General features: G+C 71.5%; 24 protein-coding genes and 1 pseudogene. 13 read left to right on the top strand and 12 right to left on the bottom strand.

Translation table 11 applies throughout. The features are described from left to right. From AC32QD_RS07095 to AC32QD_RS07085, 3 genes and pseudogenes are all read right to left on the bottom strand, one after another. Positions 1-189 (bottom strand): annotated as a pseudogene (locus tag AC32QD_RS07095) ((Fe-S)-binding protein); the annotation flags it as partial. 1 nt (position 190) lies between these two features. Continuing rightward, positions 191-964, bottom strand: a complete 774-nt coding sequence (locus AC32QD_RS07090) for a (Fe-S)-binding protein (protein WP_492009790.1) — start codon at positions 962-964, stop codon at positions 191-193. Positions 965-1096: 132 nt separating this feature from the next. Continuing rightward, positions 1097-1240 carry a hypothetical protein gene (locus AC32QD_RS07085; RefSeq protein WP_492009789.1) on the bottom strand — a complete coding sequence of 48 codons (144 nt, stop codon included), beginning with the start codon at positions 1238-1240 and terminating at the stop codon, positions 1097-1099. A gap of 312 nt (positions 1241-1552) precedes the next feature. Here AC32QD_RS07085 and AC32QD_RS07080 point away from each other — a divergent pair, with 312 nt between their 5' ends. The 5 genes from AC32QD_RS07080 to AC32QD_RS07060 all read left to right on the top strand — a co-directional run bounded on the left by AC32QD_RS07080 (position 1553) and on the right by AC32QD_RS07060 (position 4130). Further along, on the top strand, positions 1553-1891 hold the full coding sequence (locus AC32QD_RS07080) for an AtpZ/AtpI family protein (RefSeq protein WP_492009788.1): 339 nt from the start codon (positions 1553-1555) through the stop codon (positions 1889-1891). 43 nt (positions 1892-1934) lie between these two features. Next, on the top strand, positions 1935-2693 hold the full coding sequence (locus AC32QD_RS07075) for a F0F1 ATP synthase subunit A (RefSeq protein WP_492009787.1): 759 nt from the start codon (positions 1935-1937) through the stop codon (positions 2691-2693). Positions 2694-2743: 50 nt separating this feature from the next. After that, positions 2744-2983, top strand: a complete 240-nt coding sequence (locus AC32QD_RS07070) for a F0F1 ATP synthase subunit C (protein WP_492009786.1) — start codon at positions 2744-2746, stop codon at positions 2981-2983. 76 nt (positions 2984-3059) lie between these two features. Then, on the top strand, positions 3060-3626 hold the full coding sequence (locus tag AC32QD_RS07065) for a F0F1 ATP synthase subunit B' (RefSeq protein WP_492009785.1): 567 nt from the start codon (positions 3060-3062) through the stop codon (positions 3624-3626). 12 nt (positions 3627-3638) lie between these two features. Further along, positions 3639-4130 (top strand): F0F1 ATP synthase subunit B family protein, encoded by a 492-nt coding sequence (locus tag AC32QD_RS07060; RefSeq protein ID WP_492009784.1) that lies wholly within the window; start codon positions 3639-3641, stop codon positions 4128-4130. A 119-nt stretch (positions 4131-4249) separates the two neighbouring features. On the opposite strand, the gene AC32QD_RS07055 is transcribed toward AC32QD_RS07060, so the two are convergent. Genes AC32QD_RS07055 through dapA form a run of 4 tightly spaced genes read right to left on the bottom strand, consistent with a single transcriptional unit; the run spans position 4250 to position 7344 of the window. Beyond that, positions 4250-5248 (bottom strand): OmpA family protein, encoded by a 999-nt coding sequence (locus tag AC32QD_RS07055; protein WP_492009783.1) that lies wholly within the window; start codon positions 5246-5248, stop codon positions 4250-4252. Next, complete coding sequence (locus AC32QD_RS07050) at positions 5245-5982, bottom strand: GNAT family N-acetyltransferase (protein WP_492009782.1); 738 nt, start codon at positions 5980-5982, stop codon at positions 5245-5247. The genes AC32QD_RS07055 and AC32QD_RS07050 overlap by 4 nt, the downstream gene beginning before the upstream one ends. Next, complete coding sequence (smpB, locus tag AC32QD_RS07045) at positions 5979-6461, bottom strand: SsrA-binding protein SmpB (protein ID WP_492009781.1); 483 nt, start codon at positions 6459-6461, stop codon at positions 5979-5981. The genes AC32QD_RS07050 and smpB overlap by 4 nt, the downstream gene beginning before the upstream one ends. 4 nt (positions 6462-6465) lie before the next feature. After that, positions 6466-7344 (bottom strand): 4-hydroxy-tetrahydrodipicolinate synthase, encoded by an 879-nt coding sequence (gene dapA, locus AC32QD_RS07040; RefSeq protein WP_492009780.1) that lies wholly within the window; start codon positions 7342-7344, stop codon positions 6466-6468. A gap of 223 nt (positions 7345-7567) precedes the next feature. On the opposite strand from dapA, the gene AC32QD_RS07035 reads away from it, so the two are divergent. From AC32QD_RS07035 to AC32QD_RS07015, 5 genes are all read left to right on the top strand, one after another. Then, positions 7568-9256 (top strand): lytic transglycosylase domain-containing protein, encoded by a 1689-nt coding sequence (locus AC32QD_RS07035; protein WP_492009779.1) that lies wholly within the window; start codon positions 7568-7570, stop codon positions 9254-9256. A 121-nt stretch (positions 9257-9377) separates the two neighbouring features. Continuing rightward, entirely contained in the window at positions 9378-10064 is a 687-nt protein-coding gene (locus AC32QD_RS07030) for a haloacid dehalogenase type II (protein ID WP_492009778.1), read from the top strand. Continuing rightward, complete coding sequence (locus AC32QD_RS07025) at positions 10061-10903, top strand: alpha/beta fold hydrolase (RefSeq protein WP_492009777.1); 843 nt, start codon at positions 10061-10063, stop codon at positions 10901-10903. The genes AC32QD_RS07030 and AC32QD_RS07025 overlap by 4 nt, the downstream gene beginning before the upstream one ends. Further along, a complete protein-coding gene (locus tag AC32QD_RS07020; protein WP_492009776.1) occupies positions 10900-11895 on the top strand; it encodes a threonine ammonia-lyase in 996 nt (331 codons plus the stop codon). Before AC32QD_RS07025 ends, AC32QD_RS07020 begins: the two co-directional genes overlap by 4 nt. A gap of 198 nt (positions 11896-12093) precedes the next feature. Next, positions 12094-12855: a DUF1013 domain-containing protein gene (locus AC32QD_RS07015; RefSeq protein ID WP_492009775.1), complete on the top strand. Its 762-nt coding sequence runs from the start codon at positions 12094-12096 to the stop codon at positions 12853-12855. A gap of 194 nt (positions 12856-13049) precedes the next feature. On the opposite strand, the gene AC32QD_RS07010 is transcribed toward AC32QD_RS07015, so the two are convergent. Both AC32QD_RS07010 and AC32QD_RS07005 read right to left on the bottom strand, forming a co-directional pair. After that, positions 13050-13265 carry a hypothetical protein gene (locus AC32QD_RS07010; protein ID WP_492009774.1) on the bottom strand — a complete coding sequence of 72 codons (216 nt, stop codon included), beginning with the start codon at positions 13263-13265 and terminating at the stop codon, positions 13050-13052. Continuing rightward, positions 13262-16915 carry a hydantoinase B/oxoprolinase family protein gene (locus tag AC32QD_RS07005; protein ID WP_492009773.1) on the bottom strand — a complete coding sequence of 1218 codons (3654 nt, stop codon included), beginning with the start codon at positions 16913-16915 and terminating at the stop codon, positions 13262-13264. Before AC32QD_RS07005 ends, AC32QD_RS07010 begins: the two co-directional genes overlap by 4 nt. Positions 16916-17084: 169 nt before the next feature. Here AC32QD_RS07005 and AC32QD_RS07000 point away from each other — a divergent pair, with 169 nt between their 5' ends. Beyond that, positions 17085-17579 (top strand): GNAT family N-acetyltransferase, encoded by a 495-nt coding sequence (locus AC32QD_RS07000; RefSeq protein ID WP_492009772.1) that lies wholly within the window; start codon positions 17085-17087, stop codon positions 17577-17579. 49 nt (positions 17580-17628) lie between these two features. Next, the gene (locus tag AC32QD_RS06995) at positions 17629-18309 is read left to right on the top strand and encodes a TerB family tellurite resistance protein (RefSeq protein WP_492009771.1); all 681 of its coding nucleotides are present in this window, start codon (positions 17629-17631) and stop codon (positions 18307-18309) included. Between the two features lie 7 nt (positions 18310-18316). On the opposite strand, the gene AC32QD_RS06990 is transcribed toward AC32QD_RS06995, so the two are convergent. Continuing rightward, positions 18317-18832, bottom strand: coding sequence for a flavin reductase family protein (locus tag AC32QD_RS06990; protein WP_492009770.1), 516 nt, complete (start codon positions 18830-18832; stop codon positions 18317-18319). A 224-nt stretch (positions 18833-19056) separates the two neighbouring features. Here AC32QD_RS06990 and AC32QD_RS06985 point away from each other — a divergent pair, with 224 nt between their 5' ends. Further along, on the top strand, positions 19057-19341 hold the full coding sequence (locus tag AC32QD_RS06985) for an HU family DNA-binding protein (RefSeq protein WP_492009769.1): 285 nt from the start codon (positions 19057-19059) through the stop codon (positions 19339-19341). 112 nt (positions 19342-19453) lie between these two features. Here AC32QD_RS06985 and AC32QD_RS06980 read toward each other — a convergent pair whose 3' ends face one another. Both AC32QD_RS06980 and nudC read right to left on the bottom strand, forming a co-directional pair. After that, positions 19454-20890, bottom strand: a complete 1437-nt coding sequence (locus AC32QD_RS06980) for an AMP nucleosidase (RefSeq protein WP_492009767.1) — start codon at positions 20888-20890, stop codon at positions 19454-19456. A gap of 55 nt (positions 20891-20945) precedes the next feature. Continuing rightward, a partial coding sequence (nudC, locus tag AC32QD_RS06975) for an NAD(+) diphosphatase (protein ID WP_492009766.1) occupies positions 20946-21902 on the bottom strand: 957 nt, incomplete at its 5' end.

Here is a 21902-nt window from a genome sequence, read left to right as displayed (position 1 = left end):
CGTGTGGTTCTTGAGATCGCGCGCGGCGTCGCGCAGCGCGTCGAACTCCGGCAGCGCGGCGGCGGCCCGGGCGCGCTTCTCGACGAAGCCCGACTGGGCGTGGCTCATCGCCGCCTGGATGTTGGGGTCGGCGAGCGCGGCCTTCGCATTGTGCTTGAAGCGCGGCGTGGTGGGGGCGTGGGCGATCATCTCAGTCCTCGCCGATCGCCGGGGTCGCGGTCTCGCCGGCCAGCACCTCGACGACGTGGCGCGCGCGCACCGCGCGGCCCTCGCGCGAGAGCTTGCCGGCCATGTTCATCAGGCAGCCGAGATCGCCTGCGAGCACCAGCTCGGCGCCGGTCGCGGCGATGTCGGCGGCCTTGTTCGCGACCATCTTGTTCGAGATGTCGGGGTACTTGACGCAGAACGTGCCGCCGAAGCCGCAGCAGACCTCCGCCTCGCCGAGCTCGGCGAGCTCGAGGCCCTCGACGCTGGCGAGCAGGCGGCGCGGCTGTTCCTTGATGCCGAGCGCGCGCAGCCCCGAGCAGGAGTCGTGGTAGGTCGCCCGGGCCTCGAGCCGGGCGGAGACGCGCTCGAGCCCGAGCAAGTCGGTGAGAAAGCTCACGATCTCATGGGTGCGCGCGGCGAGGTCCTCGGCGCGCGCCTCCCAGTCGGGGTCGCCGGCGAAGAGCTGGGGGTAGTCCTTGATCACGGTGGCGGCGCAGGAGCCCGAGGGAACCACCACGTGGTCGTAGCCGTCCATGGCGGCGATCATCCGGCGGGCCAGCGCCTGCGCGCCGGCACGGTCGCCCGAGTTGTAGTTCGGCTGGCCGCAGCAGGTCTGGGCGGGCACCTCGACCGTGCAGCCGGCCTCCTCCAGGAGCTTCACGGCGGCGAAGCCGACCGAGGGGCGCATCAGGTCGACCAGGCAGGTCACCAGAAGGGCGACGCGCGGTCGGGCGGCGGAATCGGGGGCATGCGGCACGGCTGCGGGCTCGTCTGCGGCGTTCGGGTCAGGCGGTCATATCGTCACCGCCTGCGGGGAACAAGCCAAACGCAGTCTGGGGCCGGAGAGCGAGATCCGGCCCGCGCCGCGCGTCCCGGGCCGCGCGCCGCGTCAGGTCGAGGGGTTCGGCGGCGGCGGTGGCGGCGGTGCCTCCGCGGACTGCTGCTGGCTGTGCGCGGCGCACGCGGCCGCATATGGTGCGCCGGCGAGACCGACGAGCGCGATCGTCGCAACGGCGAGGACAAGCGTTCTCATGGCTGCGCCTCCTTTGGGCGAGACCGCCTTGTCGGCGGCAGGCCGATTGCGCAATCATACACGGATTCGCCCCCGTGGCGAAGCGCATGATTGCACGGGGCCGCGCGGAGCGGTACCGCAACCGGGGCAAGTGGCGCAGCGGGTGCCGCTGCGCACGCGCCAAAGACGTTATTGTCTTTGTGTATCAATAATTTATTCGAATGTTGCGGCACCGTTCCGGTGCTTGACACCCCCCGAAGGCCCCCGTATTGTCCGCCGCGTCTTTCGCCGGGGGCGGCTGTTCCCCGGTGCCATGCCGTGAGGTGCCTGGCCATGGGCGCGCCCGACGACCGGTCCGCCAAGCTCGAGGAGCTGGACAAGCGGATCCGGGCGGCGCGCCAGGCCCGGAAGCCGAAGCGGCGCAACATCGGAGGAGAGTTCACCGCGGCCAGCGTGGCGTGGCGAATGACCCTCGAACTGGTCGTCGGCGGCCTGATCGGCGCGGCGATGGGATGGGGGCTCGACGTGGCCTTGGGCACGCGGCCGGTCTTTCTCATCGTGTTCGTGCTGCTCGGGATGGCGGCCGGGATACGCACGGCGCTGCGCTCGGCCGAGGAGCTGAGCCGCGAGCAAGCCCGCGACGCGACGAAGCGGGACGACAACGAGGACTGAGGCGCCGGGGTCAACGCCGGCGCGGGGAAACAGGGACCTGAGGATGGCGGCGGGCAGTACCTTCGCACAAGAGCTGAGCATCCACCCGATGCACCAGTTCCGGGTCGAGCCGCTGTTCGGCGGCCACGAGATCGGACTGCTGACCATCACCAACCAGACGCTGTGGGTCACGCTGGTGGTGCTGGCCATCTCGGCACTGTTGATCCTGGGCACGCGCGGGCGCGCGCTGGTGCCAACGCGCGTGCAGTCGCTGGCCGAGATGCTCTACGGCTTCGTGCACCAGATGGTCACCGACGTGCTCGGCGAGGAGGGGGTGCGCTTCTTCCCCTACATCTTCACCCTGTTCGTCTTCATCCTGTTCTCGAACGTGATGGGGCTGATTCCCTATTCCTTCACCGTCACCTCGCAGGTGGCCATCACCGCGACGCTGGCGCTGATCGTGTTCTTCACCGTCATCGTGCTCGGCTTCATCAAGCAGGGGCCGGCCTTCCTGGCGCTGTTCTGGCCGACGGCCGCGCCGCCGGTGCTCAGACCGATCCTGGCGGTGATCGAGGTGATCTCGTTCTTCGTGCGCCCGGTCAGCCACTCGATCCGACTTGCCGGCAACATGATGGCCGGCCACGCGGTGCTGAAGGTGTTCGCCGCCTTCGTGCCGGTGCTTTCGATCCTCGGCGTCCTGCCCTTGGCGCTGATGGTGGCGATCGTCGGGCTCGAGGTCGTGGTCGCCATCGTGCAGGCCTATATCTTCGCCATCCTGACCGTGATCTACCTCAGGGACGCGGTCCACCCGCTGAGTCACTGAGGCCGTTCAGCAACAGCCAACGAACCATCCCTTCGAGAGGAGACAGAACAATGGAAGCTGCAGCCGCGACCCTTCTGGGCAAGTACATCGGCGCCGGCATGGCCTGCACCGCCATGGGCGGCGCCGGCATCGGCATTGGCCACGTGGTCGGCAACTATCTGAGCGGCGCCCTGCGCAACCCGGCGGCCGCGCGCGAGCAGGTCGCCACCATGTTCCTCGGCATCGCCTTCGCCGAGGCGCTGGGCATCTTCGGCTTCCTGATCGCGCTGCTCCTGATGTTCGCCGTCTGAGGCGAGAGGACAGGCGGACGGGCGCCCGCGCGCCCGGTCCGGAACCCACGTGGACAGCCAGCGACCGGAGAGTTAGATGGCGACCACCGAAGCAGCAGCGGCGGGCCACCACGCCACGGGGCTGCCGCAGCTCGACCTGACCACCTACCCGAGCCAGATCTTCTGGATGGCGGTGGGCCTTTTCGTGCTCTTCCTGTTGATGAGCCGGATCGCGCTGCCGCGCATCGCCAGCGTGCTCGAGGAGCGCGCCGACGCCATCGCCGACGAACTCGATCCGGCCGAGGAGTTCCGCCGCAAGGCCGCCGAAGCCGAGGCCGCCTATGAGCAGGCGCTGGCCGACGCCCGCGCCAAGGCCCAGTCGATCGCCGCCGAGACCCGCGCCGAGATCCAGAAGGACATCGATGCGGCAATGGCCAAGGCGGATGCCGAGATCGCCGCGCGCGCCTTCGAATCGGAGAAACGCATCGAGGAGATCCGCGAAGAGGCCTCGGCCGCCGTGCGCGAGGTGGCCGAGCAGGCCGCCGCCGCCATCATCGGGCGCATGATGCCCGAGGTGATGGACGAGGGCGCGGTCAAGTCCGCGGTCGAAAGCCGGGTCCCGGCACGCAAGCGCCGGGCCGCGGACGCGGCCGGTTCGGGCTGAGGAGGCTGCACCATGAGCCCGCTTCACGATACCTGGTTCGTCTTCGGCATCGCGGTCGCGATCTTCCTGGTGATCCTGGCCTATTTCCGCGTCCACAGCATGATCGTCAAGCAGCTGGACGCGCGCGCCGAGCGGATCCGCGAGGAGATCGACGAGGTCCGCCGCCTGCGCGAGGAGGCGCAGGCCACCTTCGCCCAGTTCGAGCGCAAGCAGCGCGAGGTCGACAGCCAGGCGCAGGAGATCGTCGAGCGGGCCAGGCAGGACGCCGAGCAGTTCGCCGAGAAGGCCAAGGCCGATCTCGACGCCTCGATCGAGCGCCGGCTCCGCCAGGCCGGGGAGCAGATCGAGATGGCCGAGACCAAGGCGCTGCGCGAGGTGCGCAATCGCGCCGTCGAGGTGGCCATCGCCGCGGCCGGCGAGGTGATCGCCAGCAAGATGCCGGATGACAAGGCCGACCAGCTCGTCGACGAGGCGATTGGCCGGGTTGGCGACCAGCTGCACTGACCCCGCGCGTCAAGCGGGGCGAGGGACGAGGCCCGGCCGACGTGCCGGGCCTTCCTCTTTTCGGGGTCGGTCGCGGCGCGGCGCGCGCGCGCGCGGGGGCGAAGACGGGCCGTTCGATCCTAGCGCAGCACCAGCTCGACCCTGCGGTTGAGGGCGCGGCCCTCCTCGGTGGCGTTCGAGGCCACCGGGGCGAGGAAGCCGGCACCGTGGGCCTCGAGCCGTGCGGCATCGATGCCGCGCGCGACCAGTGCGTCACGCACGGCCTCGGCGCGGCGCTGCGACAGCGAGATGTTGTCGTCGAGCGAGCCCTGGTTGTCGGAGTGGCCGACGACCAGGACGGAGAGGCTCGGCCGCGCCGCGAGCGCGCGGGCGATGAGGTCGAGCGCAGCCGCCGAGTCCGGCGTCAGCGCCGCGCTGCCGGGCTCGAAGGCCAGCCCCTGAAGGCGCACATGGCCGAAGCCGGTCAGGCGCTCGAGCAGCGCCTTCTCGGCGCCCGGCTGCATCGCCCGCAGCGCCCCGGAGGGCGCCGCCGCCGTCGCCGGGGCAACGTCGATTCCCGGCGTGGCGGGGGCAACGGCGACGGTCTGGATATAGACGGCGCCGAGCAGGCGGCTGACGAGAACGGAGAGGTACGTCGCCTCGGCTCCGGTTCCGCGCCGTGCCGAGAGCTGGGCGAAGTCGGCCACGTCCATGAGCATGGCCGGAGGCGGGAGCAACTCGACGGCGAAGCGGAAGTCGAAGCCGCCGCACTCCGTGTTCTCGCAGGCGAAGAGCGGCGAGTAGCCCAGCGCCTCGAGCCGCATGCGATAGCCGTCGATCACGGCGGCGGTGGTCGCCTCTGGGTCGGCCAGGCGATAGGCCGAACGGATCACCCGGCCCTCGAGGTCCGTGGTGTCCGCCGTGCTGCGGGTGAACGGCCCCACCGGTAGCGCATAGCGGTCGAAGGCACGGTTGATGCGCGCCGTGAGCGCGGCGCCCTGGGGGGCCCCGGGATCCAGCTCGGGCGGGAGCGCGGTCTCGGACGGCTTCTGCTGCGCCGTCACCGGTCCGGGCGTGACGGCGAGCAGTGCGAGGGCGACGAGCAGGGCGCGCCCGGCGGTTGGCGCGGCGCGCCTCATGCCGCCCCGACCCGGTAGTGGTAGCGTCCGGCGACCTGCATGCCGAGCTTGGCGTAGAGCGCGCGCGCCGGTGCATTGGCCTCGGTGACCGCGAGCGCCAGCCAGTCGCAGCCCTGCTCGAAAGCGAAGCTGGCGGCGCCGCGCAGCAGCGTCTCGCCGGCGCCGAGGCGGCGATGGGCGGGGACCACCTCGAAGGCGTGGACCATCGCCAGCTCTCGGTCGGTGCCGACGAAGGCGACCCCGGCGGGCCGGTCGCCGGTGCGGGCGAGCAGCGTGACCTTCGGCTGCGGCGCGCGCTGCATCACCGCGCGACGCCTGGGGCCGATGCCGCCCCGCGCCCAGATCTCGTCGACGATGGCGAGCGGCGCGCGGACACGGATCACGTGGGCCGTCTCGTCGCGGCCGTCGGCGAGGCGGCCGACCGGCGCGGCGTAGAGCACCACCGGGTCGTGACGGCGGTAGCCGGCCTGCTCCAGTCGCTCGTCGAGCACGGTCTGGTCCTCGCCGAGGCGAAACAGCGGCACCTGCTGCCAGGCACTCATCGCGGCTGCCGCGGTCTCCAAGTCGGCGGCCTCGTCCTCGGTCGATGCGGCGCAGACGCGCTGGCCGCCGCCGGCGCCGCGGCGCAGGGTCCAGGGTCCGAGGCTGCGATATTGCGCCGCCGGCCAGGTGGCGTCGACCGCCGCCATCAGGCGGTCGAGGCCCGGCGCAGAGTGGGTGGCGGCCCGGGTCATCCGAGCTCCTTGAGCAGGCGCCGCTTCTCGCGCTGCCAGTCGCGCTGTTTCTCGGTTTCGCGCTTGTCCTCCTGCTTCTTGCCTTTGGCCAGGCCGATCAGCAGCTTGGCGATGCCGCGCTGGTTGAAATAGAGCTTGAGCGGCACCAGCGTCATGCCCTGCCGGCCCACGGCCGCGGCCAGCTCGGAGATCTGCCGCGCCGAGGCGAGCAGCTTGCGGTTGCGCCGCTCGTCGTGGCCGAAGGCTTCCGACTTGGCCTGGGAGAAGGGGGCGATGTAGCTGTTGATCAGCCACAGCTCGCCACCCTCGACGTTGGCGTAGCTCTCGGCGATGTTGGCCTTGCCCTCGCGCAGGCTCTTGACCTCGGAGCCCTCGAGCACGAGGCCGACCTCGAGCGTGTCCTCGACGAAGTAGTTGTAGCGGGCCTTGCGGTTCTCCGCGACGACGCGGCCACCGCCGCCCTTGTCCTTGGCAGCCATGGGATCAGGCGTTGATCAGCCCGGCATGCACCATGGCCTCGCGGATGCGGCCCCGCACCGGCTCCGTGGCCGGCACGAGCGGCAGGCGCACCTCGTCCGAGCAGCGGCCGAGCACGGACAGCCCGTACTTGGCGCCGGCGGTGCCGGGCTCGAGGAAGACGGCGGTGTGCAAGGGCATCAGCCGGTCCTGGTATTCGAGCGCCGTGGCGAAGTCGCCCTTGAGCGTCGCCTCCTGGAACTCGGCGCACAGGCGCGGCGCGACGTTGGCGGTGACGGAGATGCAGCCGATCCCGCCATGGGCGTTGAAGCCCAGCGCCGAGGCGTCCTCGCCCGACAGCTGGATGAAGTCGTGCCCGCAGGACTCGCGCTGCTTGGAGACGCGCACGATGTCGCCGGTGGCGTCCTTGACCCCGACGATGCGCGGCAGCCTCGCCAGCTCGCCCATGGTGGCAGGCGACATGTCGACCACCGAGCGGCCGGGGATGTTATAGATGATGATCGGCAGCTCGCAGCAGTCGTGCAGCGCCTTGTAATGCGCGATCAGCCCGGCCTGGGTCGGCTTGTTGTAGTAGGGCGTGACAACCAGGGCGGCGTCGGCGCCGACGCGCTCGGCGTGGCGCATGAAGCGGATCGCCTCGGTGGTGTTGTTCGAGCCGGTGCCGGGGATCACGGGGAGGCGCTTGGCCGCGGCCTCGACCACGACCTCGATGACCCGCTCGTGCTCCTCGTGGCTGAGGGTGGGGCTCTCGCCCGTGGTGCCGACGGGGACGAGGCCGTGGGTGCCCTGGGCGACGTGCCACTCGACCAGGCCGGCGAGCGCGTCCTCGTCGATCGAGCCGTTGCGGAAGGGCGTGACTAGGGCGACGAGAGAGCCTCTGAACATGGGTCCGGATCCGGTCTGGGCCAAGGTCCGCGCGACCCTATGCGCAATCGGGTGGAGGCGCAAGCGCGGGCTGGCGCAGGGGCGGCGGTCGGTCGTGCGAGGCGGCAAAAATTTCCCTGCGCGCCCGATACGGCGGGGTCACGATATGATAGGATGCGGGCAAATCAGCAAGAAGACTGACAGCCCCGAGCCGGGAACCCGAGAGCAGAAAAGAGACTTTGCCATGCCCTTGCGCGCCCTGGCGCTGGCCGCCGTTTTCCTCTCTGTCGCAGTCGTTGCATCCGGTCGGGCCGGCGCGTTCGAGCTCGCGACCGCGCGCTCGGGCGGCGCCGTGCTCGCCGATGCCCTGAAGCTCGGGCAGGCCCGCGACTGGGCGGGGGCCGAGCAGATCGCGACGCGCAGCGGCGATCAACTGATCTACGACCTCGTCATGTGGCAGAAGCTGCGATCGGGCGCCGGCTCGGAAGCCGAGTTCCGCGCCTTTGCCGGCCGCCACCCCGAATGGCCGGGACTCGAGGCCCTGGCCCGGCTTGTCGCCGGCGGCAAGGTGGCGTCGCGGGCGGGCGAGGTGCCGACCGACGCGGCCGCGGCCAACTGGGCCGCGTTCAGCCGGCTGTGGCGCGCCGGCAGCTACGACGATGCGGCGGCGCTTCTGGCGCATATCAGCGGCGACGCGCACAAGCTCGGCATCCCGGAACTCTGGGCCGGCAGGCGCGAGGCCCTGGCCCGGCGGGAGGCGCGCACCGGCAAGCCGGCGCTGGGCTATGCGCTGGCCGATGAGCACCATCTGAGTCCGGCGCATGCCAGGGACTACGCCGATCTGGAGTGGCTGGCGGGCTGGATCGCGCTCAGAAAGCTCAACCAGCCGCGCCGCGCGATCCCGCATTTCCAGCGGTTCGAAAAGGTGGTCGACACGCCGATCAGCCTGGGCCGCGGCGGCTATTGGCTCGGCCGCGCCTACGAGGCAGCAGGGGACGGGGCCAGGGCCGCCAGGTGGTACCGCGCCGCCGCGAAGTATCCGACCGCGTTCTACGGCCAGCTCGCGGCCGCGAAGCTGGGACTGAAGGGGGACCCGAAGATTGCGACACGCGCGCTGCCGGACTGGTCGAAAAGCCCGGCGCTGCGCACCGACGAGGTGCGCGCCGCCGTGCTGCTGCACTATGCGGACCAGGACCCGCTGGCCTTCTGGTTGTTCTCGGATCTGGGCAACCGCATGCAGGGCCGTGCGGCGCTGGGGGCGCTGGCCGATCTTGGGCTCGCGCTGGGCGAGCCGCATTTCGCGGTGCGCGTCGCCAAGCGCGCGGCCAGCAAGGGCGTGATCCTCTACCCCGCCTATTACCCGGTGACCGCGCTGGCGCATTATGCCTCGAAGGTGGAGCCGGCGCTGGCCATGGCGATCGCCCGGCAGGAGACCGAGCTCAACCCGCGCGCGGTCAGCCCGGCCGGCGCGCGCGGCCTCATGCAGCTGATGCCGGCGACGGCGCGCAAGGTGGCGGGCGAGATCGGCGAGCCCTACTCGGGCGCCCGGCTGCTGGACGACTGGCAGTACAATGCCCGGCTGGGCCAGAGCTATCTGGCCGATCAGCTCGTCACCTATGGCGGCTCCTACGTCCTTGCGGCCGCGGCCTACAACGCCGGACCCGACCGCGTCGACCAGTGGATCGGCGAGTTCGGCGACCCGCGGCTCCCTGGCATCGACACGATCGACTGGATCGAGTCGATCCCCTTCGGCGAGACGCGCAACTATGTGCAGCGGGTGATGGAGGGGCTCTACGTCTACCGCGCCCGGCTGTCCGGCGATCCCGGCCGCATGACCATCGTGCAGGATCTCAGCCGCGGCGTGCGCGGCGGCTGCCCCGGCAACGGCGTCATGGTGGCCTCGGTGGCGAGGGCGGATTCGGGAGCCTGCTGAGCCGCCGGCGGCGAAGCCGGTCGCGCGCGGGCCGCCTCCGCGTTCCGCTCGGCCGGGGGTTCCATTCCGCCCGACTCTTGGTCATTCTCTCGCCCACCGAAGCGGCGAGCGGAGAGGTGCCATGACCATCACCACCTGCGTGTTCGACGCCTATGGAACGCTGTTCGACGTCGCCGCCGCGGCCCGCCGCGCCGCCGCCGAGCCGGGGCGCGAGGACTTCGCGCGCCACTGGCCCGCGATCGCCGCTACCTGGCGGCTGAAGCAATTGCAGTACACCTGGCTGCGCGCTGCGACCGGCGTGCACACGGATTTCTGGAAGGTGACGCAGGACGGGCTCGACCATGCGCTGGAGGCGCACGGGCTCGCCGATCCGGCGCTGCGCGAGCGGCTGCTGGCGCTCTACTGGGAGCTCGATGCCTATCCCGAGGTGCCCGCGATGCTGGCCGCGCTGAAGCAGCAGGGGCGGGCTACGGCGATTCTCTCGAACGGCTCGCCCGACATGCTCGCCGGCGCGGTCGAGGCGGCGGGGATCGGCGATCTGCTCGATGCCGTGCTCTCGGTCGAGAGCGTCGGCGTGTTCAAGCCGGCCCCCGCGGTCTACGGGCTGGTCGGCGCGCATTTCGGCTGCCCGCGCAGCCAGGTGCTGTTCGTCTCGTCGAACTGCTGGGACGCCTGCGCCGGCGCCGGCTATGGCTTCGTGACCGCCTGGGCCAACCGTGCCGGTGCGCCGGTGGACCGGCTGCCCTGGCGCCCGCGGCACGTGGTGGCCGACCTCAGCGGCATTCCCGGCATCGCGGCGGCGGCATGACCCGGAGCTTCCAGGCGCCGGACGGCCGCACGCTCGCCTATCAGGACACGCTCGGCGAGGGACCGCCGGTGCTGTGCCTGCCGGGCCTGACGCGCAACGGACGCGACTTCGCCGGGCTGGCGCAGCACCTGGCCGAGCGCTACCGCGTGCTGCGGCTCGACCCGCGCGGGCGGGGCATGAGCGAGTGGGCCGACGACCCCGTGGCCGAGTACACGGTGCCGGTGGAGGCGGGCGACGCGGTGGCGCTGCTCGATCACCTGGAGCTGCGGCAGGCGGCGATCATCGGCACCTCGCGCGGCGGGCTCATGGGCATGGTGATCGGCGCCACCTGGCCCGACCGCATCGGCGCGCTGGTGCTCAACGACATCGGCCCGGTGGTCGAGCAGGCGGGGCTCGACGTCATCATGAGCTATCTCGGCATCGAGCCCGAGGCGCAGGACTTCGACGAGGCGGCGCGGCAGCTCGAGGCGCGCATGGGCGCGGCCTTTCCCGACCTCACGCATGCGCAGTGGCGCGGCTTCGCGCGCACCATCTACCGCGACGAGGGCGGGCGGCCTCGGCTGAGCTACGACCCGCGGCTGCGCCAGGCGGTGGCGAAGTCGATGGAGGACGGGCTGGACGACCTGTGGCAGGTCTTCGACGCGCTGGAGGGACTGCCGATCCTGACCATCCGGGCGGAGAACTCGAACATCCTCTCTGCCGAGACCTTCGACGAGATGGCGCAGCACCGGCCCGACATGGCCCGGACGACGGTGCCGCGCCGCGGCCACCCGCCCTTCCTCGACGAGCCCGAGGCCCGCGAGGCCATCGACACATTCCTGGAGAGATTCGCCAGATGACCGAGGTGATCGCCGAGGCCGTGACCATCGACGGCATCCGCGCCGCACGCGCCCGGCTGCAGGGCGTGGCGCGGGTCACGCCGCTGATCGAGAGCGCGCTCTTGAACCGCATGGTGGGGCGGCGCATCCTGGTCAAGGCCGAGTGCCTGCAGCGCACCGGCAGCTTCAAGTTCCGCGGCGGCTGGTCGGCGGTCTCGGCGCTGTCCGAGGCGGCGCGGCGGCGCGGCGTGATCGCCTATTCCAGCGGCAACCACGCGCAGGGGGTCGCCCGCGCTGCCGAGCTGATGAGCGTGCCGGCGGTGATCGTCATGCCGCGCGACGCGCCGACTCTGAAGATGGCCAACACCAAGGCTTACGGCGCCGAAGTGGTGACCTACGATCGCGCCGGTGGCGAGAGCCGCGAGGAGGTGGGCGGGCAGCTCGCCGAGGAGCGCGGGCTGACCCTGATCAGGCCCTATGACGAGCCGATGGTGATCGCGGGCCAGGGCACCTGCGGGCTGGAGATCGCCGAACAGGCGCGCGCGGCGGGCGTCGAGCACGCCGACGTGCTGGTGTGCTGCGGCGGCGGCGGGTTTTCGGCCGGCATCGCGCTGGCGCTCGAGGCCGAGGCGCCGGGGCTGAGGGTGCGCCCCGTCGAGCCGGAGGGCTTCGACGACTGGACGCGCTCGCTGGCGGCGGGCGAGCGGCTGCGCAACGACTCCGAGACCGGCTCGATCTGCGACGCGCTGTTGTCGCCGATGCCGGGGGCGCTGACCTTCCCGGTGCTGCGGCGGCTGGCGGGCCCCGGCCTGGCGGTGAGCGACGACGAGGCGCTCATGGCCATGGCGCACGCCTTCCTGCGGCTCAAGCTCGTGGCCGAGCCCGGCGGCGCAGTGGCGCTGGCCGCGGCGCTGTTCCGGGCCGACCGGATCGAGGGCGAGGCGGTGATCTGCACGATCAGCGGCGGCAATGTCGACCCGGAGATGTTCGCCCGGGCGCTGGTGACGCTCTAGCGAGCCGGCCGCGCGCAGGGTCGTGCGTGGCCGGGTCGAGACCGGCGGGCGGGCGCCGGATTTGCGCTTTATTTCGGCGGCCGGGCCGCATATATAGCGCGTGGAAACAATCCCTCGAAACCGTGAAGTGCGCCGCGCGCCCGGTCTCGGAGCGCGGGGGCGCTATTTGGCACGGGAGACGACAAGAGGTTGCAAGACATGACAGATTTGCCGCTCATGCCGAAGGCGACCGCCGTCTGGCTGGTCGAGAACACGACGCTCACCTTCCGCCAGATCGCCGAGTTCTGCGGCATGCACGAGCTCGAGGTGCAGGGCATCGCCGACGGCGAGGTCGCGGTGGGCATCAAGGGGCTGGACCCCGTGGCCAACAACCAGCTGACCGCAGAGGAGATCCGGCGCTGCGAGGGCGACCCGGTGGCGCGGCTGGAGCTGCTCAGGCGCGAGGTGGCGCCCCCGGTCAAGCGCAAGGGACCGCGCTATACACCGGTGTCGAAGCGGCAGGACCGGCCGGCGGCGATCGCCTGGCTGGTGCGGTATCATCCGGAGCTGGAGGACAGCCAGATCTCGAAGTTGATTGGCACCACCAAGCCGACCATTCAGTCGATCCGCAACCGCACGCACTGGAACATCTCGAACATCCAGCCGGTGGACCCAGTGGCGCTGGGCCTGTGCCGCCAGACCGACCTCGACAACGTGGTCAGCAAGGCGGCCGAGAAGAAGGCCAGGCAGCAGGAGCCGGTGCCCTCGACCGAGGAGCGGCTGCACCTGTTGTCCACCGAGGAATCGCTCGGAACGCCCATGGAATCAGAGCGCGCGCGCAAGCTGGCCGAGTTCGAGAACATCAGCCTCGACGACCCGCGCGGGGACTCCGAGGAGGAGGAGGCCGAGCCCGAGCTCGATCCCGACAAGCTGTTCAACCTGCCCGACAGCGGCGCGGAGAAGAAGGACGACGAGGGCTGAGGGCGCGCGTTCACCCGCGTTAACGCGCCCGACGTTGGCCCCGTGTTAACAACGGTTGGCAGGAAATCCGTTAATCCTACGAAAGTCGTCCGCGACGGCTGCGCGGCCTCAAAAGGCGTTAACTCCTATAGTCGGGCTGTAGGAGTTAACGGTCCGCCCCAGGCGGCGTGGGCGGACGGCGGCGCGGCCCGGGCTCAGGCCAGGATCAGGCCGACCACGGCCATGGCGAGGCCGAGGAAGGCGAGGCCGAAGGCGCCGACATTGAGGGCGACGAGGCTGCGCACCTCGGCCTGGACCGCATGGTCGTCGAGCTCGGCTGTCCTGAGCGCGCGGGCGCGGCGGATGAACCAGACGATGCCGGCGAGCCCCGCCAGCGCCAGCGCCACGCCGACATAGAAGATCGCGATCATTCGGCCTTGTCCGGGGCGTCAGCGGCCAGGTAGGCGCCGCCGCCCGGGGTCTCCAGGAGCCACACGTCGCCTGCGCCGACCTCGCGCTTGTCGGCCGATTTCAGCTCTTCCTCGGTGCCGTCGGCGCGCAGGATGCGGGTGCGCCCGCGCGTGCCGGCACCGCCGCCGCCGAGCCCCGGCGGCGCCACGACGCGGTGGCCCGAGAGGATGGCCACGGTCATCGGCTCGAGGAAGCGGATGCGGCGCACGGTGCCGTCGCCGCCCCGGAATCGGCCCTTGCCGCCCGAGCCGCGGCGGATCGAGAACCGCTCCAGGAGCACGGGATAGCGGAATTCCAGCACCTCGGGGTCGGTCAGGCGCGAGTTGGTCATGTGGGTGTGCACCGCGTCGACGCCGGCGTGCCCGGTGCCGTCGTTGAGCAGCCCCGCGCCCGAGCCGCCGCAGATGGTCTCGTAGTACTGGTAGCGCGCGTTGCCCCAGGTGGTGTTGTTCATGGTGCCCTGCGCCGCGGCCTGCACGCCGAGCCCGAGGAACAGCGCGTTGGTCACCGCCTGCGAGGTCTCGACATTGCCCGCGATCACCGCGGCGGGGTATTCGGGCGAGAGCATGGTGCCCTTGGGCAGGATCACCTCGAGCGGCTTCATCACGCCCTCGTTCATCGGGATCGGCTCGTCGACCAGGCAGCGGAAGACGTAGAGCACGGCGGCCCGGGTCACCGGCTCGGGCGCGTTGTAGTTGGTGGCGAGCTGGCCGGTGGTGCCGGTGAAGTCGATGGTCGCGGCGCGCCGGTCGTGATCGACGGAGATCCTGACGTGAATGGCGCGCGGCCGGCCGTCATAGTCGGGGTCCATCTCGTAGACGTATTCGGAGTCCCTGAGCGCCAGGATGCGGCGGCGCACCAGCTCCTCGGCGTTGCGCTGCACGTGGCCCATATAGGCCTGCACCACCTCAAGGCCGAAGTGGTCCACCATGCGCCTGAGCTCGGCCACGCCCTTCTCGCAGGCCGCGACCTGGGCCTTGAGGTCGGCGATGTTCTCCTCGGGGTTGCGCGCGGGGTATTTCGCCCCCGTGAGCAGCTTGCGCACCTCGTCCTCGCGGAAGGTGCCCTTGTCGACGAGCTTGAAGTTGTCGATCAGCACGCCCTCGTCCTCGACCACGCGGCTGTCGGGGGGCATGGAACCCGGCGTGAGCCCGCCCACGTCCGTTTGGTGGCCGCGCGCGGAGACGTAGAACAGCACCTTCGCGCCGGCGTCGTCCCATACCGGGGTGACCACGGTGACGTCGGGCAGGTGCGTGCCGCCGTTATAGGGCGCGTTGAGCACGTAGACGTCGCCCGGGCCCATGTCGGGGTTGAGCCGCATCACCGTCTGCACCGAGGCCGCCATCGAGCCCAGATGCACCGGCATGTGCGGCGCGTTGGCGATGAGATCCCCTTGTGCGTCGAACACCGCGCAGGAGAAGTCGAGCCGCTCCTTGATGGTCACCGAGACGGCGGTGTTCTCGAGCACCGCGCCCATCTGCTCGGCGATCGACATGTAGAGGTTGTTGAAGACCTCGAGCATGACCGGGTCGGCGCGGGTGCCGATGTCGGCATCCTCCTTCTCGGCGATGCGGGTCAAGAGCACGTGGTCGTGGCGGGTGACTTCGGCGCGCCAGCCGGGCTCGATCACGATCGAGGTGTGCGGCTCGACCAGCACGGCGGGGCCGGTGAGCCGGTCGCCCGGGCGCATCGCGGCGCGGCGCACGAAGCGGGCCTCGTGCCAGGCGCCCTCGGAGTAGAATGCGGCGACCTTCGCCACCTCGATCTCGGATTCGTCGCGGGTGGCGGTCTTAAGCGTCGGCTCGGCGAGGTCGGCGGCCTCGCCGATGGCCTCGACGGTGACCGCCTCGATCACCAGCGGCTTGTCCGGCGCGGCGAAGCCGAAGCGGGCGCGGTGGGCGTCGGCGAAGGCCTGGCGCATCTCGGCCATGGCGCCGAAGGGGACGTCGAGCGCGGTGTCGGTGCCCTTGATCTTGAGCATCGCGGTGCGGTTGAGCTGGATCTTGGCGGGCTCCACGCCCTGGCGGGCGACCTCGTCGCTTACGTCGCCGGCAAGCCAGTCGATCAGGCCCTCGGCCTCGGCGCGGGAGTCCGCGTCGAGCACGGCCTCCATCGCCTGCTCGCGGCTGGCGCGGATGTCGGCGAGCCCCATGCCGTAGGCCGACAGGAGCGACGCCTTGGGGTGCACCAGGCAGGTCTCGATGCCGAGCACGTCGGCGATGCGGCAGGCGTGCTGGGCGCCGGCGCCGCCGAACACACTGAGGCAGTATTCGGTGACGTCGTGGCCCTGCTGCACCGAGATCTTCTTGATCGCGTTGGCCATGTTCTCGACCGCGATGCGGATGAAGCCGTCGGCGACCTCGGCGGGCGCCTTGCCGATCTCGGCGGCCATCTCGGCGAACCTGGCGCGTGTGGCCTCGGCATCGAGCGGCCGGTCCGCGTTCGGGCCGAAGATGGCGGGGAAGAACTCGGGCCTGAGCTTGCCGACCATGATGTTGGCGTCGGTGACGGCGAGCGGGCCGCCGCGGCCATAGGCGGCCGGGCCGGGATTGGCGCCGGCCGACTGCGGGCCGACGCGCAGGCGCGTGCCGTCGAAGGCGAGGATCGAGCCGCCGCCGGCGGCGACCGTGTGGATGTTCATCATCGGCGCGCGCATCCTGACGCCGGCGATCTGGGTCAGGAGCACGCGCTCGTACTGGCCGGCGTAGTGGCACACATCGGTCGAGGTGCCGCCCATGTCGAAGCCGATGATCTTGTCGAAGCCGGCGATCTCGGAGGTGCGCACGACGCCGACCACGCCGCCTGCGGGGCCGGACAGGATGGCGTCCTTGCCCTGGAACATGCGCGCATCCGTCAGCCCGCCGTTCGACTGCATGAACATCAGCTTGCCGCTGGTGTCGCCGGCGAAGGCGTCGGCGATGCGGTCGATATAGCGGCGCAGGATGGGCGAGAGATAGGCGTCGACCACGGTGGTGTCGCCGCGGCTGACCATCTTCATCAGCGGCGAGACCTGGTGGCTGGTGGAGACTTGCGTGAAGCCGGTCTCGCGCGCGATTTGGGCCGCGCGCGCCTCGTGGGCGGTGTGGCGGTAGCCGTGCAGGAAGACGATGGCCGCGGCGCGGATGCCGGCGGCGTGCGCGGTCTTGAGGTCGGCCAGAAGGCGGTCCTCGTCGAGCGGGCGCTCGACGGTGCCGTCGTTGCGCACGCGCTCGTCGGCCTCGACGACGCGGGCATAGAGCATCTCGGGCAGCTCGATCCTGCGCGCGAACAGCTCGGGCCGGTTCTGGTAGGCGATGCGCAGCTGGTCGGCGAGGCCGCGGGTGGTGACCAGCACGGTGGGGTCGCCCTTGCGTTCGAGAAGCGCGTTGGTGGCGACCGTGGTGCCCATCTTGACCTGGCGCACGCGCCGGGCGGGGATCGGCGTGTTGTTGCCGATGCCGAGGAAGCTGCGGATCGCCTGCAGCGCCGCGTCCTCGTAGTGCTCGGGGTTGTCGGAGAGCAGCTTGGCGGTGACCAGCGCGCCGTCGGGCCGGCGCGCGACCACGTCGGTGAAGGTGCCGCCGCGGTCGATCCAGAAGTCCCACGCGCCGCCCGTCGTGCCGTCGCTCATGGTCTGTCCCGCGGACTGCCCCATGGCCTGCCCTCCGCCAAGGATGTAACTCGACGGCCTCCGCTTAGACGATTACGCTTCGCGGGGAAAGCGGCTGCGCGAGACGGGGCGCCGAGACGGGGCGCCGAGACGGGGAGCCGAGACGGGGCGCGGAGAGGGAGCGGGCGGCATGATCCTGCGCGACGCTGAAGCGGGGGACCTGGAGGCGATTGCCGGCATCCTGAACGGCGAGATCCTGGGCAGTACGGCGAGCTGGACCGAGACGCCCAAGAGCGCCGGGGACATGGTGCAGTGGCTGGAGACGCGCCGCGCCGGGGGGTTCCCGGTGATCGTGGCCGAGGCGGGCGGCGAGGTGCTGGGCTATGCAACTTACGGCCCGTTCCGCGCCGGCGAGGGCTATCGCGAGACGGTGGAGCACTCGGTCTACGTGGCGCGGTCCGCGCGCGGGCGCGGCACCGCGCGGCTCCTGATGGCGCGGCTGATCGAGCTGGCCAGGGCGGCGGGGCTGCACCGCATGGTAGGCGGCGTGAGCGCCGACCAGGCGGCGAGCCTGGGGCTGCACCGCAAGCTGGGGTTCGAGGAGCAGGGGCGGCTGAGCGAGGTCGGGCTCAAGCGCGGGCGCCGGCTGGACCTGGCGCTGATGGTGCTGGCGCTGGATCGCTGAGCCGTGGCGCGCCCTCGCGCGGACGGATCAACGGGCTAGACTCACGCATATGTCGGTGTGGACGCGAATCGGTCGGGCGCTGGCGGCGCTGGCACGCGGCGAGCCGCTGGCGGCGGTGTTCGAGCGGCTCTCGACGCCGCCCGAGCAAACCGTCGCCTTCACCATCGCGGTGATCGCGCTGGGCGCCAAGATGGCCAAGGCCGACGGGCGCGTCACCCGCGACGAGGTCGCCGCCTTCCGCCGGCTGTTCCAGATTCCCGAGGGCGAGGAGCGCAATGTCGCCCGCGTCTACAACCTGGCGCGGGGCGAGACCGCCGGCTTCGAGGTCTATGCGCAGCAGGTGGCGCGCATGTTCCGCGGCCGGCCGGGGGTGCTGCACGACCTGCTCGAGGGGCTGGTGGTGATCGCCGCGGCGGACGGGCGCTACGAGCCGGGTGAGGCCGCCTTCCTGGACGAGGTGGCGCGCATCTTCGGCGTCGGCGCGGCCACGTTCCGCGCCATCCGGGCGCGCCATCTGCCGGGCGAGCACGACCCCTGGGCGGCGCTGGGGCTCGCGCCGGGCGCCTCGGCCGAGGAGGCGAAGCGGCGCTACCGGGCGCTGGTGCGCGCGCTGCATCCCGACCGCATGATCGCCCGCGGCGTGCCCGAGGAGGCGCGCCGGCTGGCCGAGGCGCGGCTGGCGGCGGTCACCGTGGCCTATGGCGAGATCGTCGCCGGCGAGCGGGCCTGAGCCGGCCTCAGCCCAGCCGCTGGAAGGCGCCGCCATGGAACAGCAGCGCCTCGCCGGCGTGGTGCGAGTAGCCGATCACCCGGCCCATCAGGATGTCGTGGTCGCCCGCGGTCAGGCGCTGGTGCATGGCGCAGTCGAAGGTGGCCAAGCAACCCTCGATCACCGGCGCGCCGAGCCGGCCGGCGTGCCAGCGGATGCAGCCGAACTTGTCGACGCCGCGGCTGGCGAAGATGCGCGCGGTCTCCTCCTGCTCGGCGGTGAGCACGTTGACGGCGAAGCTCTCGGTCTCGCGGAACACCCGGTAGGAGCGCGCGGTATGGGCGAGACAGACCAGCAGCAGCGGCGGATCGAGCGAGACGGAGGTGAACGAGTTGGCGGTGAAGCCCGCCGGCTCGCCGGTCTCGGCGGCGCGGGCGGTGACGATGGTCACGCCGGTGGCGAAGGCGCCGAGCGCGCGGCGCAGCGCCGCCTTCTCGGCTTGCGCGGAGTCGGGCTCGGGGGTCTTTTGCGAGGGATTCGCCATCTCGGTCCTCGGCTGCCGGCGACAGTCTAGGCCATCCCGCCCGGGGATTGAAATCGCCCGGAATCGGGCGCCGGGCTGGCGCAATGGCCACAGGGCGGGGCTTATCGGCGCCGCGCCGGCCCCGCCGGGGCAAAAAAAACATTGATCCCGGCGCCGTCTTCCGATTCGTATGTGACGGTTTGGAGGCGCGACGCGGTCGCGCCCATTTCCGGGGGAGGAAACCCATGAAGAAATCGGAGCTCGTGGACGCTCTGGCGCAGGCGACCGGTCAGACCAAGTCCGGAGTCGAAGCCGTGCTGGACGCCCTGCCCGACGCGGTGATGAAAGGGCTGAACGGCGGCGACGCGGTGACGGTGCCGGGCATCGCCAAGATCGACGCCAAGCGGCGCGCCGCGCGCACCGTGCGCAACCCCGCGACCGGCGCCACCATGCAGTCGCCGGCCACCACGGTTGCCTCGATCAAGCCGGTCAAGTCCTTCAAGGACTCGGTGGCGAAGCTGAGGCGCTGAGCACCGCCGGCGCGGCAAGGGCGACCAAGGGTCACCAAGGGCGGCCAAGGTCGATGACGAGGCTCCGGCCGCGCCGCGGCAGGGCGGTCTTTGACCGGTTGGCTTTGGGCGATTAGCGGAAAGCAGGCTCGTCGAAGCCGCGCAGCTTGCGCGAGTGCAGGCGGTCGACGCCGCGCTCGCGCAGGATGCGCATGGTCTCGAGCCCGATGCGCAGGTGCTGGCGCACCCGCTCGCGGTAGAAGGCATTGGCCATGCCGGCGAGCTTGAGCTCGCCGTGCAGGGGCTTGTCCGAGACGCACAGGAGCGTGCCGTAGGGCACGCGGAAGCGAAAGCCGTTGGCCGCCACGGTGGCCGATTCCATGTCGACCGCGATGGCGCGGCTCTGGTTGAGCTCGGCGAACAGCTCGTCGAAGCGCAGCTCCCAGTTGCGGTTGTCGGTGGTGAAGACCGTGCCGGTGCGCATGCGCGTCTTCATCTCCAGCCCCTCCAGCCCGGTGACCAGGGCGGTCGCCTCCTGCAGCGCCTGCTGCACCTCGGCGATCGCGGGCACCGGGATCCATTGCGGCACGTCATGGTCGAGCACGTGGTCGGCGCGCACGTAGCCGTGCGCCAGCACGTAGTCGCCCAGAAGCTGGCTGCGCCTGAGCCCGGCGCAATGGCCGAGCACCAGCCAGCAATGCGGCCTGAGCACCGCGAGGTGGTCGGTGATGGTCTTGGCGTTCGAGGGGCCGACGCCGATATTGACCAGCGTGATCCCGTCGCCGCCCGATCGCTTGAGGTGGTAGGCGGGCATCTGCGGCAGGTGGCGCGGCCGGCGGCCGGCGGCCGGCGCGCCGGCGCTGTGCACCAGGTCGCCGGGCTCGACGAAGTCGGTGTAGCCGTCCCGGCCCACCTCGGCGCGGGCGAAGTCGACGAAGGCCTCGACATAGCGCTGGTAGTTGGTGAGCAGGATGAAGCCCTGGAAGTGCCTGGGCGCGGTGCCGGTGTAGTGCCTGAGCCGGGCGAGCGAGAAGTCCACGCGCTCGGCCGAGAACAACGCCAGGGGCTTGGCCCGGGTCGAGTGCAGCGGGATGTTGCCGTTGGCGATGCTGTCGTCGGTGGTGCGCAGGTCGGGCAGCGAGAAGTGCTCCTGCAGCATGCGGATCTCGCGCTCGCCGACGTCGATGACGCTCTGCTCGACGATGTAGGGCAGCGGGATCGCCCGGTGGCTGAGCCCCACCTGCACCGGGATGCGGTGGCGGCGCATGACCAGAGCGATCTGCTCGCGGTAATAGGCGGCGAACAGGTCGGGCCGGGTCAGCGTGGCGCGGTAGTCGCCGGCCTCCAAGAGGATGCCGTAGGCGTGGCGCGCGTCGGTGTTGAGGTTGGCGTGGCCGACGGAGAAGCCGGCGAAGGGGTAGAAGGCGGCGACCGGGCCGGCGCTGCCGCCGCCCGCGACCCGCTCGAAGGCCGCGCGCAGCCGCCCGACGCTGGCCTGGTAGATCTCGGTGATGCGCGCGACGGCGGCGTCGGCATCGTCGAAGCTGCGGGTCTCGGTCTGGTCGTCCATCTCCTGCACGGAGCCTCGGTCGGTCTGGGCGCGGGGCCCGAGTCTAGCACGGCAGTCAGCGAATCGCCGCGGGGGATTGAGGACCCGGGGTTTGCGCGTCGGGGGTTTCCGCGTCGCCGATCTCGCCGGCGACCCAGGCGTCGAGCAGCCAGCGCGCGATGGCGTCGCGCCTGGGCGAGGCGAAGCGCGGGTGCCGGCCCGCGAGCGCCTGCGCCACCTCGGCGCGCGGCACCCAGACCGCGTCCTCGATCTCGGCGTCGATGGTGATCTCGTCGGTGAGCGCCTCGGCCCAGCAGCCGAGCATCAGGCTGGCGGGGAAGGGCCAGGGCTGGGAGGCGAGGAAGCGCACGCGCCCGACCGCGATGGCGGTCTCCTCGCGGGTCTCGCGGCGCACCGCGTCGGCGATGGTCTCGCCCGGCTCCATGAAGCCCGCCAGGAGCGAGTAGAGGCCGGGGGGCCAGACGCGCTGGCGCCCCAGGAGCACGCGCTCGCCCTGCGTCACCAGCATGATCACCACCGGGTCGGTGCGCGGGAAGTGCAGCGCGCCGCAGGCGGTGCAACGGCGCCGCCAGCCGCCGTCTCCGGGCGCGCTGGGCGCGCCGCACCGCGCGCAGAAGGGGTGGGCGCGGTGCCAGCCGATGACGCCCTTGGCGGTGGACAGGATGGCGGCCTCGGGCAGGGTGAGCTCGGCGGCGACCGAGCGCAGGTCGATGAACTTCGCGGCCTCGGCCGGGAAATGTTCGGCAGCGTTCTCGTCGAGCGCGGAGAAGTCGGCGGTGAAGCGCGGCGCGCCGGCGTGCAGGCCGAGGAACACCGGGGGCTCGGCGGCGCGGGCGAGGAGCGCGGGATCGGGGGCGAGCCAGGCGATGGCGGGAGCGGGGCCCGAGAGGTCGATCAGCGCCTTGTCGCGCCATTGCGGCAGGAGCCGCGCCTCGGGCCGGGCAATGAGCGCGGCGCATTGGGGGCGCAGATGCGTGGCGCGGTCGAGGGCGTCGGTGCCGGTGGCGAAGGG

The organism is Thermohalobaculum sp. (assembly GCF_058622915.1).
The sequence above is the reverse complement of the archived record's forward strand: the minus strand, read 5'-3'. Positions and strand labels throughout refer to the sequence as shown.